We start from the raw sequence: 16,077 nt of genomic DNA on the forward strand, positions 1-16,077 counted from the left end.
GACGAATTAACTTTCTGAATCAAGCACCTGGGAGCGCTCCCAACCACTCACCGTCCGACCATCGCTCAAACTCGCCACAGCTGAGCCCTCCCGAGGCGTGGATACCACCACCAGTTCAGGAGGAGTTTCAATGAGAAGAAGCGGAAGAGCGAGGAACGTCGCCCTGCTGTCGGCCGGCGCCGTCCTGCTGGCGTCGGTCGGGGTCGCGATGGCGGTGCCGGCGGGAGCCGCAGCCGCCGGCTGCAGGGTGGACTACAGCGTGTCGTCGCAGTGGCAGGGTGGCTTCGGCGCGAACGTCACCATCACCAACCTCGGTGACGCGGTGACGAGTTGGACGCTGACCTGGAACTACAACGCCGGCCAGACCGTCACCCAGGCTTGGAACACGACACTGACGCAGAGCGGGACCGCGGTCACCGCCAGGAACGTCGGCTACAACGGGGCCATACCGACCAACGGGACGGTCTCGTTCGGCTTCAACGGATCCTGGACCGGCAGCAACCCCGATCCCACCACCTTCGCGTTGAACGGGGTGGGCTGCACCGGTGGCACAGAGCCGACCCCGCCACCGACGACGACTCCGCCGCCGACCGACCCGCCGCCACCCACCGGGCCGGCGGACATCACTGTGAACAACGCGACCAGGTACCAGACCGTCGACGGGTTCGGGGCCGCGCAGTCGATCTGGGGTAGCGCCTGGTCGACGACGGACACCCAGACGTTGGTCGGGATGGGTGCCAACCAGTTGGGGCTGTCGATCGTGCGGACCGGGTTGTCGCCAGTGTCCAGCGAGTGGGCGACGCACGTGAACTCGTTGAAGACGGCGAAGTCGTACGGGTCGAACGTGAAGATCCTCGCCTCGCCGTGGACCGCGCCGGCGGCGTGGAAGACCAACAACAGCCGGGTCAACGGCGGCAAGCTGAAGACCGACTACTACGACGACTACGCCAACCACCTCAACAGCTACGTGCAGTACATGCGTGGCCAGGGCGTACCCATCGACGTCACCTCGGTGCAGAACGAGCCGGACTGGCACCCGGACTACGACTCGATGGACTGGAGCGGCACCGAGCTGCGCACCTTCGTCCGCGACCAGGGCACCAGGGTGCAGAACACCAAGCTGATGGTGGCCGAGGCGGTGAACATGAACTACAACTTCACCGACCCGACCCTCAACGACGCGACCGCCCGCAACAACATCGGCTACATCGGCGGGCACCTCTACGGCACCGAGGAGTCCGGCCGACTGCGGCCGTACTCGCTGGCCGAGCAGCACAACAAGCCGGTGTGGATGACCGAGTGGAACCTGCACGCCGCCGACGGTGGCGGCTCCAACATCTGGGGCAACCCCGCCAACGCGGCGGTCTGGAACGAGACCCTCGACGACATCATGCGCACCGTGCACAAGTCGATGGAGGCCAACTGGAACGCCTACATCTGGTGGTACGGCAAGCGCTACTACTCCTTCATCGGTGACGGCGAATCGGCGTTCGGCACCGTCGCGGGCGCACCCCTCAAGCGCGGGTACGCCTTCTCGCAGTACGCGAAGTACGTGCGCCCCGGCTACCAGCGGGTCGCCCTGACGAAGAGCTCGAAAGCCTCTCCGCTGGAGGTGACCGCCTACCAGGGCGACGGGAAGATCACCCTGGTGATCCTCAACCGCTCCAACAGCGCGGTCAACAACGCCGTGGTCCAGGCCCCGCAGAACGTCACCCGGGCCGAGCACTACCTCACCTCGCAGAACGCCAACGCGGCCAGCCAGCCCACCAGCGTCAACGGCGGTCAGGCCACCATCAACGTCGGCGCCCGCAGCATCTCCACCCTCGTGTTCACCCTCTGAACACCTCGGTCACCACGTACGTCGCGGGAGCCCCGGCCATACGCCGGGGCTCCCGCCCGTCGACGGGGTTCGGATGGTCGGCTGGTCAGGTGGCTGTCGGCGACGCCGTGCTCTGCCGCACCACGAGCTTGGGGACGACCAGCGGCAGGCGGTGCGGCACCGTGTCGTCGATGGCCTGGGTGACAGCGGTGATGGCCCGCCGCCCGACCGCGTCGAAGTCCTGCTGGATCGTGGTCAGGGGTGGGATGAGGTAGGGCGCCTCGGGGACGTCGTCGAATCCGACGACGGAGATCTCGTGCGGCACCCGCCGTCCACGCTCGTGCAGCGCGCGCAGCACACCGATGGCCATCTGGTCGTTGGCGGCGAACACCGCCGTGGCCCCGGGCATCTCGTCGACCCGCAGCCCGGCGAGGTAGCCGCTGTGCGCTCTCCAGTCGCCCTCGACCGGCTCCGGCGGGCGTAGACCCGCCGCACTCATCGCCTGACGCCAGCCTTCGAGTCGGGCACGGGCCTCCGCCCAGTTGAGCGGGCCGCTCACGTGCACGATCTCCCGGTGCCCGAGGTCGAGGAGGTGGTCGGTGGCCATCCGGGCGCCGAGCACCTGGTCGACGCCGACTGTCACGCTGGCCCGGGACACGTCGCCCTCCACGACGACGAACGGGACGCTCGATCGCGTCATCCGCACCACCTCGAGGGCCTCGTCGTTGCCGGCGATCATCACGACGCCCTCCACGCCGACGCGCATGAGGTGTTCGGTGGCGTCGCTGAGCGCCCGTACCGTCACCTCGGACAGGCTCACCGAGGTGGCGAAGTAGCCGGCCGCCCGGGCCGCGTCCTCGACGCTGCGATGGATGCTGGTCGGACCGAACAGTGTCCTGGCCGTGCCGATGATGCCGATCATCCCGGACCGTCCGCGAACCAACGCGCGGGCCGCGGTGTTGGGGCGGTAGTCGAGCCGTCGGATCGCTTCGAGGACCCGTTCCCGGGTCTCGCGCCTGATGCTGGGCGCGCCGTTGATGACCCGGGACACCGTCTGGTGTGACACGCCCGCCAGACGAGCGACGTCAGCCATGACCGGTGGCCGGTCGGCCGCCGTCACAGCGGCCTTTGTGTGAACTCGCACTGGCGGGCCATCCGTTCTTCCATGGAGTCAGTTCCTCGTGGGCCTCGTCCGTTCGTGGCCGTCAGTGTGAGTGACGGGGCACCGCGCTGCCGCTGCCACCGACGAGGAAGTCGAGGTCCGCGCCGCTGTCTGCCTGCTGAACGTGTTCGCTGTAGAGCCGTACCCATCCCCGGTCGGCCACCGGCTTCGGAGGCTGCCAGGCGGCGCGGCGTACGGCGAGCTCCGCGTCGTCGACCAGCAGGTCGAGGCGGCGCGTCGCGACGTCGACGGAGATCAGGTCGCCGCTGCGTACCAGCGCGAGCGGACCGCCCACTGACGCCTCCGGTGCCACGTGCAGGACGCAGGTGCCGTAGCCGGTGCCGCTCATTCGGGCGTCGGAGATCCGCACCATGTCCGTGATGGCGTCGGCGAGCAACCGTCGTGGCATGGGCACGTTGCCCACCTCCGGGAAGCCGGGGTAGCCCCGGGGGCCGGCGTTGCGGACGACGATCACCGTGTCGGGGGTGACGTCGAGGTCCGGATCGTCGGCGGCGACGACGTACTCCTCGATCCGGTCGAAGACGAGCGCCGGGCCGGTGTGCGTGAGGAGGTGGGCGGAGGCGGCGGAGACCTTCAGCACCGCCCCGGACGGCGCGAGCGAGCCGCGCAGCACCACGGTGCCCGACCCGGCGGGCTGGAACGGCTCCTCCATGGTGGCGATGACGTCCCGGTTCCAGCACTGGGCGCCGTCGACGTTCTCCGCCACGCTCCTGCCGCTGACGGTGATGTGGTCCATGTGCAGCAGCGGGGCGAGTTCCTTCATCACCACCGGGAGGCCGCCCGCATAGGCGAAGTCCTCCATCAGGTACGTCCCGGACGGCATGAGGTTGACGAGCATGGGCACGTCGGCGGTGAGGGTGTCGAAGTCCTCCAACGACAGGGGGACGCCGAGGCGTCCGGCGATCGCGAGCAGGTGTACGACAGCGTTGGTGGAGCCGCCGATGGCGGCGTTGACCCGGACGGCGTTCTCGAACGCCTGCCTGGTGAGCACCGAGGACAACCGTTGGTCCTGTTCGACCATGGCGACGATCCGGCGTCCGGCGGCCTGCGCGAGCGCGTACCGCCGGGAGTCGACCGCCGGCACCGCGGCCGCCCCCGGTAGCTGCACACCCAGCGCCTCGGTCACACAGGCCATCGTGGAGGCGGTACCCATTGTCATGCAGTGGCCCCGGCTGCGGGACATGCCGACCTCCGCCTCGGAGCAGTCGGCCGCCGTCATCCGACCGGCCCGCATCTCCTCGGTGAAGCGCCAGACGACGGTGCCGGAGCCGATGTCCTGGCCGCGGAACTTGCCGTTGAGCATCGGGCCACCGGTCAACATCAGTGTCGGCAGGTCGACGCTCGCCGCTCCCATCAGCAGGCCGGGGGTGGTCTTGTCACAGCCGGAGAGCAGGACCACCCCGTCGAGCGGGTTGGCGCGGACCGACTCCTCCAGCTCCATCGCCAGCAGGTTGCGGTAGAGCATGGTCGTGGGTCGCATCAGCGGCTCGCCCAGGCTCATCGCCGGGAACTCCAGCGGCAGGCCCCCGCTCTCCCACACGCCCCGCTTCACCGACTCGGCCAGGTCGCGCAGGTGGGCGTTGCAGGGTGTCAGCTCCGACCAGGTGGTGGCGATGCCGATCACCGGGCGACCGTCGAAGACGTCGTCCGCGAACCCCTGGTTGCGCATCCAGGACCGATGGATGAACCCGTTGCGGCCTTCCGCACCGAACCACTCCCCGCTGCGCAGCGGTCGATTCGTCGTCGACATCAGCACACCTCTCTGTCATCCGTCCGGCCGCGTCCTGCGCGGCGATCAATGCGCGTGTGGTGGATTGGCTGGTGGCGCCGCGCGGCCTACCGGAGACCTCCGACGGAGAGGCCGCCGCGCCAGTGTCGTTGCAGGCTGAAGAACGCGATGATCAGCGGAATCACGGACACCAGGGAGCCCAGGATGATGAGGCTCCACAGCGAGGTGGTTCCCGCGTTGTTCGCGGACGCGATTCCCTGCCAGAGGCCAAGGCCGACGGTGACCGGGAAGAGCCGGTTGTCGGAGAGCATGGCCAGCGGCAGGAAGTAGTTGTTCCAGGACGCCACGGCCGACAGGAGCAGCACGGTGACCACAGCGGGACGCATCAGCGGAAGGGCGATCTGGATGAAGGTCCGTATCTCTCCCGCGCCGTCGACCCGCGCCGCGTCCAGGAGCTCGTCGGGCACCGCGTCGCGCGCGTACACGTGCATCAGGTAGACGCCGAACGGGTTGAGCAGCGACGGGAGGATCACCGCCCAGACCGTGTTCGTGAGGCCGAGCCGGGAGAACATGATGAAGGTCGGGATGACCAGAGCGGTGGCGGGCACCATCAGCGCGCCGAGCACGATGGCGAAGCTGAAGCGTCGGGCGGCGAACCGGTACTTGGCGAACCCGTAACCGGCCATGACCGCCAGGACGGTGGCGCCGACCCCGCCGGCGATGGCGTAGAGCGTGGAGTTGAGCATCCACCGCAGGTAGATGCCACCGTCGTAGGTGAAGAGCTGCCGCAGGTTCCCGAGGTAGTCGACCTGGTCGGTGAACCAGAGGGTGTTGCCGCCGCCGAACAGCCCGGGTGCGTCCTTGGAACTGTTGACGATGACCCACCAGAACGGTACGAGGAAGTAGATCACCAGGAAGCCGAGGAGGATCTGCAGGGGGAGATAGCGCTGCGGTCGGCGGGCGCCGGCGCGGACGCTGGTGTGGTTGGTCATCAGAGGAAGCTCCTCCGCTTGCGGGTGAAGAACAGGAAGGCGTACACGCAGATGAACACGAGCCCGCCGAGGGCGAAGGAGATCGCCGACCCGTAGTTGAAGTTGGCGAGCGAGAACGCCTGTTGGTACGCGTACATGTTCGGGGTGAAGTCCGAGCCGATGGTGCCCGCGGCGAGGTATCGCAGGATCTGCGGTTCGTTGAAGAACTGCAGGGTGCCGATGAGCGAGAAGACCAGGATGAGGATCAGGGCGGGCGCGATCAGCGGGATCTTGATCCGGGTCGCGATCTGCCACCGCCCGGCGCCGTCCATCCGGGCCGCCTCGTAGAGCGTCGGGTCGACGCCCTGCAACGCCGCGTACAGGATGATCATGTAGTAGCCGGCCCACTGCCAGGTGACGACGTTGAGCAGCCCATAAAAGATCAGGTCGCTGCTCAGGAAGTCGGGTGCGGTGGCGCCGAACAGCCCGAAGATGTCGGTGAGCGGGCCGAAGCCCCTGCTGTAGAGGAACCCCCACATCACGGCCCCGATGACTGTGGGGATCGCGTACGGCAGGAAGATCATGAGGCGGGAGAAACGGGCGAACACTGTGGTCACCGAGTCCAGGATGAGGGCCAGCGCGAGCGCGATGACGATCTGCAGCGGGATCGAGACCAGCGAGAAGCGGATGACGAACCACGCCCCGGACAGGAAGCTCGGGTCGGTGAACGCCTTCACGTAGTTGTCGAAGAGAACGAAGCTGGTGCCGCCGATCAGCTTCTTCTGGAAGAGACTGAGGTACAGCGCGTAGGCCAGCGGCGCGATGAGGAACGCCAGGAACACGATCCCGAACGGCCCGACGAAGAGCCACCCCATCAGGTGTTCGCGGAGGTGCACCTTGCCACGGATCTTGCGCGTCTCAGGTTGAGGACGCGGTGCGCGCTTCTCGGTCAGGAGTGTCATCTTGGTCTCCGGGACGTGGACGGTGAGGGTGGAGGGTGGGCCGGCCGCTCAGTGCGGCGCGGCCCACCCATCCGGTCACTGAACGGTGAAGCCTTGTTCCTTGGCGTACTTCGCCACGTCCTCCTGGAGCCGGTCGGCAGCCTGCGAACCGGTGACGGAGCCCTTGATGATCTCGCTGACCTGCTTCGTCATGGCGTCGAGGTAGTACTGACCGAACGGGGCGTACGCGACGCCCTTGTAGGCGTCCGCGGCGGGAAGGTAGACCTCCTTGTTCGCCTGCTGGCCGTCGAAGAACGCCACCTTCAGGTCGACGAACGCGGGGTCCTTGAGCGCCGTGAGGTTCAGCGGGAAGATGATCTGGTTGGTCCAGCCGTCGGTGAGTGACTCCTTGTCGGCGTAGAGGCCGTAGGCGACCTTCGCGGCCAGCTCCGGCTTCTTGGCCTGCTTGGTCACCGAGAAGGCCGACCCACCCCAGTTGACCTGCACCGGGTTGGCCGAGTCCCACTGCGGCAGCGGCGCCACCGCGAACTTGCCGGTGTCCTGCCCCTTACCGACACCCGCGCCGGTGAGATAGCCGGGCGCCCAGGCCGCCGAGATGTACGTCGCGTAGTTGCCGTTGATGACGCCGGAGATGTATTCCGGGGTGAACTGGTCCTGCGTACCGACCAGGCCCTTCTTGGCGAGGCCGCCCCAGTAGTCCAGCACGTCCTTGGACGCCTGGTCGTTGAGCTTCACCCCGATCGCCTTCGGCTGCGCCGGATCGTAGGTGAAGGGAGCAGCGCCCTTCTGGATCTGCAGCGCCATGGTGAGCGCCGAGACGTTCGCGCCGAGGTCACCGAAGAGCGGGCCGCCGGCGTCCTTGACCTTCTGGGCGGCCTGCTCGTACTCGGCCCAGGTCTTCGGCGGCGTGATCTTGTACTTGTCGAAGATGTCCTTCCGGTAGATCATCGCCACCGGGCCGCCGTCGACCGGGACGCCGTAGACCTTGTCGCCGACCGACACGTCCTTCCAGGCGCCCTCGCCGTAGTTGGCCTTGACCGCGTCGAAGCCGTACTGCTTGATGTCGACGAGCGCGCCCTGGATCTGGAACGTCGGGATCCGGTCCGCCTCGACCATGATCACGTCTGGTGCGCCGGTGCCCGCCGAGATGGCGGTCTGGAACTTGTCGTACTCGTCACTGCCCTGGCCGACGTTGGTCCAGCAGACCTGCACATCGTCGTGCTGCTTGTTGAAGTTGTCGACGACGAGCTGGGTGTTGGGGTACCAGCCCCACATCGTCACGACCGGCACGTTCTGCTTGGTGATGGTGTTCGTGCAACTGCTCGCGTTGCTGCCGCCCTCGTCGGAGGAGCAGGCGACGAGGCCGGTCCCCGCCGCGAGCATGGCTACCGTGGCGAATATTCGTCTTCTCTTCATTGAGATGGTTCCCTTCGGCGATGGCGGTGCACTGCATCCATGCGCTGGCGGGCGCCACCGGGGGCAGGAAGCCCTGCTCCCGGTGGCGTCGCCAGCGACGGCTCCTAGCGCTTGAACAGACGGGGCGCCAGGTCGATGAGGTTCTTCTGCCACACGTCCCAGCCGTGCGGCCCGGGGGTGACCCCGTCGAACTCGTAGCGGATACCGAGGTTGTCCAACGTGGTCAGCGACGCCATGAAGCTCGGGTACACGAAGTCGGTCTGGTCACCGACGTAGAGGCGCAGCATCCTGGTGCCGTTGTTGATCGCCGCCACGTCGACGCCGGTGCCGCTGCCGAAACCGGCCGAGAACGCGGCGACGTAGGCGAACTCACCCGGGTAGGCCCGCAGCACTCCGAACGCCTGCCCGCCGCCCATCGACAGACCGGCGAGGGCCTGCTGCGACGGATCGCTGGAGATGTTGTAGCGGTCACGGGCCGTCGGAACGATGTTCTCCCGCAGTTCCCGGTTGAAGTTCGACGAGTTGCCGTTGCCCATCACGACGACCATCGGCGTCAGGTCGCCGTCGAGAAACTGATTGTCGAGGATCTGCTTGGCGCGGCCCATCTCCACCCAGTCCGTGTAGTTCTGGCCGCCGCCGTGCTGGAGGTAGAGGACCGGGTACGGCTGCGTACGGTTCGGGTCGTACCCGGGTGGGGTCCACACCAGCGCGGTGCGGTCCTGGCCGGCCACCGTGCTGGGGTAGGTCATGCTCTCGACCTTCCCGCCACGACCGGCGGGTACGTCCGACAGCAGTCGGGCACCCGGCCCGGGGATGAAGAAGGTGCTCCACATCGGCTCGGTGGTGACAGTCGTCGGGTTGGAGGTGTCCTTGACCGCGACCCGGTCCACGATCAGCCGGTAGTAGTAGAACCAGGGCTTCAACGGGCCCACCGTGGCCCGCCACCGGTCACCGTCGCGGGTCAGTGGCAGTCGCAGCCAACTGCCGCCCGGTGCGACGTTCGCCCAGACCGTGACGTGCTGAGCGTCAGCGAAGTCAGTGGTCGTCTCGAAGGTGACGAACCCGTCCTCGGTGACGAAGGGCGTCGGGGTGGTGCCGGCCGGCGGCGGGGTGAACTCCCGCTTGAGCGGCTGGTGACCGGGGCTCGGCCCGTGGTCCCGCACGTGACCGAACAGTCGCGGCAGGAAGTCGACGAGGTTCTCCTGCCAGGTGGTCCAGGTCGCGCCGCCGTCCGGGTTGACCCCGTCGAACTCGAACCGGACGTCGGCCCGTTCCAACGCCTTCGTCAGCCGGTAGGTGGTGTTGTACGCGGGATCGGTGACGTTGCCCGTGTAGAGGCGGAGCAGCTTGACACCGCGGTTGATCGCCTTGGCGTCCTTCCGGTCGATCTCCGGCGCCGACGTGCCCGAGAACCAACCCACGTGACCGAACTGACCCGGCTTGGTGAGCGCGGCCCGCACCGCGTCCGTCGCACCGTCGGACACGCCCGCGATGGCCTGGTGCGCCGGGTCGCGAAGGACCCGGTACCTGTCGGTGACCGACTTCCCGAGGTCCTTCAACCCCTTGTCGTCGGAGCCGTCGACATCGTTGATCACCACCACCATCGGACGGATGGCGCCCGCGGCCGAGAGGTTGTCGAGGATCTGCTTGGCTCGACCGAGGTCGAGCCAGTCGGTGGCGGCCACGCCGTCCCCCGACTGGAGGAAGAGCGCCGGGTAACCCTTCGGGCTCTTGGCCGCGTAACCCGGTGGCGTCCAGACCAGGGCGGAGCGCTGCGCGTTCCCGGCCCGATAGGTCAGCGTCTCGATCTTGCCGCCGGTGCCGGCCGGCGCGTCGAGCAGCCATCGTGCCGAGTCACCCGCGACGAGGAAGGTGCTCAGGAGCGGGTTGGACGCGACACTGGTGCTGTTCGTCGGGTCCTTGATGGTCAAGGTGTCGTCGGCGGTGAGCTGGTAGTTGTAGAGCCCCGGCTCCAACGCGCCGAGAACACCCGACCACACGTCACCCCGACGGGTCAGACCGAACTCCGCCCAGCTGGCCGACGGGCCGAAGTTTCCCTCGACGACGACCTGCGAGACGGTGCCCAGGTGCTCCTGGACGTACGCCGCCGGGACGGCGAACGTGGCGTAGCGGTCCGCGGAGACGTTCAGCCACGGCGTGTCCGCCGCAGCTGGTTGCGGCGCGAGGAGCACCGCCGCGGCGGCGATGACCCCGGCGGTGAACGCTGCCGAGAGTCGACGGCGTACGCCTAGCTGGCGTAAACGCCCGTGATACTGTCCGGTAACCACACTCCACTCCCTTCATGCGCCGGCAGCGGATGCGACCCGTCTGACCGGCTCAACTCAACGGTGGATCTGGCCGTGCGTGCTGCGTACACCTCCTTCAGGCTGCCGCCACGGGCACACCTGCCGTGATCGCTGTATCGGGAGCGATCAGGCTCGCGCACCAGTGGGCTGAGGTCATGGCCGTGCCGCGCTCCTGGGTGGTGCGGTCGAGTCGCGCACGACGAGGCTTGTCGGAAGCACGATCTGGCTCGGCTCGTCCCACTCACCGGTCACCAGCGACTTGAGCATCCGCGCGGCTTCGTACCCGAGCTGATACATCGACTGGTCCACTGTGGTCAAACCCGGTTGGGTCGACGCCGCCTCGGGGATGTTGTCGAAGCCGACGACGGACAGGTCCCCCGGCACTGAGAACCCCAGCTCCCGGGCGACCTCCAGAACCTTGAGGGCCATCCCGTCGCTCGCCGCGAAGATCGCCGATGGAGGCTCCGTTCGTCGCAGCAGGTCACGCGCCAACGGAGTCGCCGACTCGGGGTTGAAGTCCCCTCGACCGATGAGCGTCGGGTCGACCGGGATGCCGGCGTTGGTCAGCGCGGCGCGGTATCCCTCCTCCCGCGACCAGGCCGAGGCCAGGCTGTCGCGGCCGGCGATGAACCCGATGCGCCGATGACCCAGGTCGACCAGGTGCTCGACCGCGGTGGTGGCGCCCGCGAGGTTGTCGGCCATCACCGAGGGCGCCGTCGAGCCCCGCACCGGGTCGATGGCCACGACCGGCGTCCTGCTCCGGATGTCACCCCAGGGCGTCACGACGATGCACCCGTCGGTGAGGGTGCCCGACAGGCGGGTCAGGTGCCGCTGCTCCCAACCCTCCGAATACGAACCGTAGAGGTCGCTGTTGGCGTAGATGATCAGATCGAAGCCTGAGCGGCTCAGCGCCTTCATCACGCCCTTGAGCACTTCCGCCGTGTACGACTGAAAGCTGTGCGCCACGAGGCCCAGGACGTTGGTGCGGCTACGCCGAAGGCTGGTCGCCACCAGACTCGACTCGTAGCCGAGCTGCTCGATGGCGGAGCGCACCTGAGCGACAGTGCGAGCGCTGACGCCGTAATGCCCGTTGACGACACGCGAGACGGTGGCGGTGGAAACGCCAGCAGCTCGGGCGACATCACTCATTGTCACCGGCGCATTGACTTCAATCATGCCGCTCTCTCTGGACTGCAATCGTTATCGGTTACGTTTCCAGGATGTTGCCAAGGTAACTGAGAACTATTACGAACACAAGACCTCTTCACCCTTACCCGACCCCTTCGAATGGGCTGTCCTAAGTGGAGCTCGGCGAGGATGCCGGTGATCCTCGGATGCCGTTGCGGATAACGCAATCGGCGTCGTCTGCCAGGGGTCGAAGTGGGGGCCGATTCCGCGTCGGTACTACCCGTCGACAACAGGACGGCACGCTCCGTCAAGAACCATTCTCCGACCCGGGTGAACGATCACAGCTGCCGAACTTCAACGGTCCCGGTAAAGACCTTCGACGTCGACCGGTCCGAGTCGGCACCGATGACGAAAGTGCCGGCATGGGTGTGGTCGGCAGCCGAGAAGCCCACGTACACCTCGATCTGCCCGGCCTCCACCGCGTAGGCCATGCTCCGGTCGTAGAAACCGAGCTGGCCGGTGGGGAGCGCGAACCGCACCGCCACCCGCTGGCCGGCGGCGGCCTCGACGCGGGCGAAGGACTTCAGCTCCAGCACCGGCCGGGTGACAGTGGCCTGTGGGTCGCGGACGTAGAGCTGCACTACCTGCTCCCCCGCCCGGTGTCCGGTGTTCGCGACAGTGACCTCGACACCGACGCTGTCCCCGGCGCGGACCTCGGCGCTGTCCACGACGGCGTCCTCGATCACGAACGAGGTGTACCCGAGGCCGTGGCCGAAGGCGTAGCGCGGGGAGACTGGCGAGTCCACGTAGTCGCCGTGCCAGTGTGACCGCCCGCCGGACACCTTGTGGCCGTAGAACACGGGGATCTGACCAACGCTTCGGGGGTACGAGATCGGCAGCTTCCCGCTCGGGTTGACCTCACCGAGCAGCACCTCGGCGATCGCCTGCGCCCCGGTCTCCCCCGGCAGCCAGGCCATCAGCACGGCGGCGCACTCCTCGTGCAGGAAGTCACTGCCCACCGGTCGGCCGGCGACGAGCACCGCCACGACGGGTGTGCCGGTGGCGACGACGGCACGGACCAGCTCCTCCTGCACGCCTGGCAGGTCCAGACTGGACCGGTCCCGCGACTCGCCGGTGGTGGCCCCGGGCGTCAGCCCCGAGCGGTCACCCAGTACCAGCACCGCGACATCGGCCGCCGCGGCGGCAGCGACCGCCTCGGTGAACCCCTCGGTCGACGGGTCGAGCACGTCGCAGCCCGGCGCAAAGCGCAGCCGGTCACCCAGCCGTGCCACGAGTTCGTCGCGCACCGTGGGCACACCGCCGGTGCTCTCATCGATCTCCAGATCGTCCGGGATCGTCATCATCTCGCCGAGCAGACCGCGCCGCTTGCGCGCCTCGACCAACGCCTCGATGTGCGCCGCGAACGAGTAGTCACCGAGCAGGTGCCGGGCGTCGTCGGCGTTGGGGCCGATGAGCGCGACAGTTCCGGTGCCCCCGAGCAGCGGCAGGACGCCGTCGTTCTTGAGCAGGACGAGGCTGCGGCGGGCGATCTCCAGCGCGACGTCCCGGTGCCGCTCGGCGTTGGCCGACGTCGAGGCAGCGTCCTCGTCGACGTACGGGTTCTCGAAGAGCCCGAGTTCGATCTTGTGCCGGAGGACTCGTGCGACCGACTCGTCGAGCCGGGCCTCGCTGACCTCGCCGGCGTCCAGGGCATTGGTGAGGGCGTCCGCGTACGCGTCGGTCGCCGGAAGCTCGACGTCGACGCCCGCGCCGAGGCCCACCGTCGCGGCCTGCTGCTTGTCCTGCGCGAAGTGGTGGTACGAGTGGAGGTCGTTGACGGCGAAGTAGTCGGAGACCACGCTGCCGGTGAACCCCCACTGCCCCCGCAGGACGTCAGCGAGGAGTTCCTGGTTGGCATGGCACGGGACGCCGTCGAGCTCGTGGTAGCCCGCCATCACCGACTGGAGCCCGCCGTCGCGGACCGCCGCCTCGAACGGATACAGGTACACCTCGCGCAGCAGACGCGGCGGCAGGTGGGCCGGCGCCCAGTTCAGCCCACCCTCGGACGCCCCGTAGCCGACGAAGTGCTTGGCGGTGGCGAGGACGCCGTCGGTCAGGTCGGCGCCCTGCAGGCCCCGAACGAACGCCACCCCCATCCGGGACACCAGGTACGGGTCTTCGCCGTAGGTCTCCTCCGTCCGGCCCCACCGCGGGTCGCGCACGACGTCCAGCACCGGCGAGAGCCCCTGGTGGCTTCCCATGGCGCGCATCTGTGCGCGAACGGCGTCGGCCAGCTGCCGGTTGAGTTCCGGCGCCCACGTGCTCGCCACGCCGATCGCCTGCGGGAAGATGGTCGCCTCGCGGGCCATGACCCCCGAGCAGACCTCCTCGTGCACGATCGCCGGGATCCCCAGCCGGGTCTCGGTCACCAGGAAGCGCTGGATCGCATTGGCGGCCCGCGCCACCTGCGCCGCCTTCAGGCTGGTCGCGCCCGCGACGCGGGTCACGTGCCCCAGGCCGTGTCGAAGGATCGGTCGGGCCCGCTCCGCCGCGAACCGACCGCCCTCCAGAAGGGCGAACGCCCACGTGCTGCCCAGCTGCGCGAGCTTTTCCTCGCGGGTCATCCGGGCCAGCAGGTCGGACACCCGATCCTCGACAGACGCTGTCGCATCCGCGTAGGTCGCCTTGATCTCCGGCTCAACAGTGGTCACCCGGTCACCCCAATCACCGCGACAAGCTGGTCGTTCGGCCCCGGAGGGCGTGCCGGCCGGACATTGATCCAGGTGCCATGTTCCCTTACGTAAACGTAATCGGTAACGTTTACATAGATCGAGAACGTAATCGAAGACGATCACGTTGTCCAGAGCTCACACCGCCTCCACCACCCCTCGGTCCCGGCGTTCGAGCAGTGCTGTCGCGTCGGACCCGCACGAAGGGAGCCAGCCCTGAACACCCACCTCGACAGCGCGCCGGACAACGGCGTGCACACGGCCCGCCTGACCCTGGACCCCCGCCGACGCGTCGCACCGGTGCCACGTCGACTCTTCGGCTCGTTCGTCGAGCACCTGGGGCGCTGCGTCTACAACGGAATCTACGAGCCGGGGCACCCGACGGCCGATGCCGACGGCTTTCGGGGCGACGTCCTCGCGCTGGTGCGCGAGTTGGGCGTCACCACCGTCCGCTATCCCGGCGGCAACTTCGTCTCCTCCTACCGCTGGGAGGACGGCGTCGGTCCGGTCGACAAACGCCCGGCGAGACTCGACCTCGCCTGGCACAGCCTGGAGACCAACGCGTTCGGGCTCGACGAGTTCATGCGGTGGGTCGGCAAGGCCGGTGTGGATCCGATCATGGCGGTCAACCTCGGCACCCGTGGCACCGCCGAGGCCGTCGACCTGCTCGAGTACGCCAATCACCGCGGTGGGAGCCACCTCGCCGACCAGCGCCGCGACAACGGCGCTGTCGACCCGTACGGCATCAAGCTGTGGTGTCTGGGCAACGAGATGGACGGCCCGTGGCAGGTGGGTCAGCGCAGCGCGACCGAGTACGGGCGACTCGCTGCGCAGACCGCCAAGGCCATGCGACGCTTCGATCCCGATCTCGAACTCGTCGCCTGCGGCTCCTCACACCTCGGTATGCCGACCTTCGGCAGCTGGGAACGCGACGTGCTGACCGAGGCGTACGACGACGTCGAATTGATCTCGCTGCACGCGTACTACCAGCCGGTCGACGACGACCTGGCCAGCTTCCTCGCCTCGGCCGAGGACATGGACAGGTACATCGACGCCGTCACCGCCATCGCCGACTCGGTCGGAGCGATCCGTCGGTCGACCAAGAAGATCATGATCGCGTTCGACGAGTGGAACGTCTGGTACCAGTCCGCCGCCCCGTCCACGCCCCCGAGCGGCGAGGACTGGCCGGTCGCGCCGCCCCTGCTGGAGGACCACTACAGCGTTGCCGACGCTGTCGTCGTCGGCGGCCTGCTCATCAGCCTGCTCCGGCACAGCGACCGGGTGAGCGCGGCCTGCCAGGCCCAACTGGTCAACGTCATCGCGCCGATCATGACCGAGACGGGCGGCCCGGCCTGGCGGCAGACCATCTTCCACCCCTTCGCCCGCACCGCCCGGCACGCCCAGGGCACCGTGTTGGACGTGCTGCGCGAGGGCAGCACGACGACCACCGACCGCTACGGTGAGATCGACGCTGTCGACGCGGTCTCCACCTGGGACGACACCACCGGGGAGATGACGGTCTTCCTCGTCAACCGTGCCCTCGACACCCCGGCCGAGGTGACCATCGACGTCGCCGGCGCGCAGGTCGGCGACATCGTCGAATGCGTCACCGTCGGTGGCACCGACCTGCACGCCAAGAACACGGCCGACGGTCCGGACCACGCCGCGCCGCGTTCCAACGGCACGGCACGGGGCGCCGACGCCAGCGTGCAGCTGACTCTCCCGCCCGCGTCCTGGACCATGCTGCGACTCCGCGCCACCGACACGACCCCCGTGACCGGCTGACGAACGGACCGGGACGTGCCCCGGCCGCGCACACCCTGGCTTCACCAGG

The 16,077-nt window shown here is 68.2% G+C and carries 10 protein-coding genes; 2 read left to right on the forward strand and 8 right to left on the reverse strand.

Annotated features, from left to right (window positions below; translation table 11 throughout):
• Positions 1 to 130 precede the first annotated feature (130 nt).
• Positions 131 to 1,840 (forward strand): cellulose binding domain-containing protein, encoded by a 1,710-nt coding sequence (locus tag ACFYPG_RS04050; RefSeq protein ID WP_387350122.1) that lies wholly within the window; start codon positions 131 to 133, stop codon positions 1,838 to 1,840.
• 85 nt (positions 1,841 to 1,925) lie between these two features.
• On the opposite strand, the gene ACFYPG_RS04055 is transcribed toward ACFYPG_RS04050, so the two are convergent.
• From ACFYPG_RS04055 to ACFYPG_RS04090, 8 genes are all read right to left on the reverse strand, one after another.
• Positions 1,926 to 2,912 carry a LacI family DNA-binding transcriptional regulator gene (locus tag ACFYPG_RS04055; RefSeq protein WP_355006242.1) on the reverse strand — a complete coding sequence of 329 codons (987 nt, stop codon included), beginning with the start codon at positions 2,910 to 2,912 and terminating at the stop codon, positions 1,926 to 1,928.
• Between the two features lie 112 nt (positions 2,913 to 3,024).
• A complete protein-coding gene (locus ACFYPG_RS04060; RefSeq protein ID WP_387350123.1) occupies positions 3,025 to 4,752 on the reverse strand; it encodes an IlvD/Edd family dehydratase in 1,728 nt (575 codons plus the stop codon).
• Positions 4,753 to 4,838: 86 nt separating this feature from the next.
• Positions 4,839 to 5,723 (reverse strand): carbohydrate ABC transporter permease, encoded by an 885-nt coding sequence (locus ACFYPG_RS04065; protein ID WP_355006244.1) that lies wholly within the window; start codon positions 5,721 to 5,723, stop codon positions 4,839 to 4,841.
• Positions 5,723 to 6,664 carry a sugar ABC transporter permease gene (locus tag ACFYPG_RS04070; protein ID WP_355006245.1) on the reverse strand — a complete coding sequence of 314 codons (942 nt, stop codon included), beginning with the start codon at positions 6,662 to 6,664 and terminating at the stop codon, positions 5,723 to 5,725. Before ACFYPG_RS04070 ends, ACFYPG_RS04065 begins: the two co-directional genes overlap by 1 nt.
• A gap of 75 nt (positions 6,665 to 6,739) precedes the next feature.
• Positions 6,740 to 8,080, reverse strand: coding sequence for an extracellular solute-binding protein (locus ACFYPG_RS04075; protein WP_355006246.1), 1,341 nt, complete (start codon positions 8,078 to 8,080; stop codon positions 6,740 to 6,742).
• A 104-nt stretch (positions 8,081 to 8,184) separates the two neighbouring features.
• Entirely contained in the window at positions 8,185 to 10,368 is a 2,184-nt protein-coding gene (locus ACFYPG_RS04080; RefSeq protein ID WP_355006247.1) for an alpha/beta hydrolase-fold protein, read from the reverse strand.
• 171 nt (positions 10,369 to 10,539) lie between these two features.
• The gene (locus ACFYPG_RS04085) at positions 10,540 to 11,562 is read right to left on the reverse strand and encodes a LacI family DNA-binding transcriptional regulator (protein WP_355006248.1); all 1,023 of its coding nucleotides are present in this window, start codon (positions 11,560 to 11,562) and stop codon (positions 10,540 to 10,542) included.
• 290 nt (positions 11,563 to 11,852) lie between these two features.
• On the reverse strand, positions 11,853 to 14,225 hold the full coding sequence (locus ACFYPG_RS04090; RefSeq protein ID WP_387350126.1) for a glycoside hydrolase family 3 N-terminal domain-containing protein: 2,373 nt from the start codon (positions 14,223 to 14,225) through the stop codon (positions 11,853 to 11,855).
• A gap of 270 nt (positions 14,226 to 14,495) precedes the next feature.
• On the opposite strand from ACFYPG_RS04090, the gene ACFYPG_RS04095 reads away from it, so the two are divergent.
• Positions 14,496 to 16,028, forward strand: coding sequence for an alpha-N-arabinofuranosidase (locus ACFYPG_RS04095; RefSeq protein ID WP_387350127.1), 1,533 nt, complete (start codon positions 14,496 to 14,498; stop codon positions 16,026 to 16,028).
• Positions 16,029 to 16,077 lie beyond the last annotated feature (49 nt).

The sequence above is a fragment of the Micromonospora sp. NPDC005553 genome (assembly GCF_042871765.1).
GTDB lineage: Bacteria > Actinomycetota > Actinomycetes > Mycobacteriales > Micromonosporaceae > Micromonospora.